The following is a 1,325-nucleotide window of genomic DNA, read 5'->3' on the forward strand; positions in this document are numbered from 1 at the left end:
GAGGAGGGGTGGGTGGTCATCAGGGGCTTTCGAGGCTGGAGCCGACGGGGGAACGGAGGAACACCGGCAGGTCGTACAGGTCGTTCTGGGTGACGGCCGGCTTGTTGCGAAGTTCGGAGTCGGGGACGGCGAGGGCCATGTCGGGGAACCGCTGGAAGAGCGCGGGCAGGGCGATGCCGGCCTCCAGGCGGGAGAGCGGCGCGCCGGGACAGATGTGCGGCCCGTGCCCGAAGGACATGTGCCGGATGGGGGTCGTGCGGGTGATGTCGAACGCCTCGGCGTCGGCGCCGTGCCGGGTGGTGTCGATGCCGATGGCCGAGTACGAGGTGATCAGGGCCTCGCCGCGGGGGATGACGCTCCCGCCGATCTCCACGTCCTCGCGGGCGAACCGGATCAGGACGTGCGAGGTGGGGCTGTACCGACGCAGGGTCTCCTCGACCGCGGTCTCCCAGGGGACCTCCCCGAAGAGCACGAGCGCCAACTGCTCGGGGTGGTTGAGCAGGGCCCGCACGGTGTTGACGATCAGGCTGATCGTGGTCTCGTGACCGGCGGCGATCATCAACTGGAGGGTGTTGACGACCTCCTCGACGGTGAGCGGCTCCCCGCCGTCCTCGGCCGTCAGCAGGGCGCTGGTGAGGTCGTCCCCGGGGTTCTTCCGCTTCTCCTCGACCACCCGCCCGAAGAGTTCGGCCAGTTCGCCCAGGACCGCTAGCACCCGGTCCGGCGGGGTCTGGGTGGAGAAGAAGGCGTCGTACAACTCCTGGAGACGGGGCAGGTCGGCCTCGTCGATGCCCATCAGCTCGGCGACCACGCCCATCGGCAGGGGGTAGGCGAAGGCGGCCTTGAGGTCGACCGGTCGCGGGGCGCCGGCGGCCTCCTCCGCGTCGGCGCGGGCGGTCAGCTCGTCCAGGAGCCGCTCGGTGATCCGTTCGATGCCCGGCCGCAGCGCCTCCACCCGGCGCGGGCTGAGGGCCTGGGCGACCTTGGCCCGCAACCGGCGGTGCTCGGCGCCGTCCACGGTGAGCATGGAGCGGCCGGGGTTGGCCAGGCCGATCAGCGGCCAGTCGGCGGGGACCTCCCCGCGCGTCCAGGCCCCCCACTCGCCGATGTCCTTCACCAACCGGGGGTCGGTGAGCAGTCGGCGGGCCTCCTCGTGGTGGGTGACGGCCCACACCGGGACGCCGCCCGGGAGTTCCACCCGGGCGATCGGTCCGGCGTCGCGCAGCAGAACGGCCTCGCCGTCGAGGTCACGGACCAACGGATCCAGGGCGATCACCGGACAACCGGTCGCGGCCCCGGGAGTGGGGGGCGGCTCGGCGGTCTCG

General features: G+C 72.3%; 1 protein-coding gene. It reads right to left on the reverse strand.

Annotated elements, in window-relative coordinates; all coding sequences use genetic code 11:
* Positions 1–19: 19 nt before the first annotated feature.
* Complete coding sequence (locus tag FNQ90_RS23475) at positions 20–1,276, reverse strand: cytochrome P450 family protein (RefSeq protein WP_182608183.1); 1,257 nt, start codon at positions 1,274–1,276, stop codon at positions 20–22.
* Positions 1,277–1,325 lie beyond the last annotated feature (49 nt).

The organism is Streptomyces alkaliphilus (assembly GCF_014141535.1).
GTDB lineage: Bacteria > Actinomycetota > Actinomycetes > Streptomycetales > Streptomycetaceae > Streptomyces > Streptomyces alkaliphilus.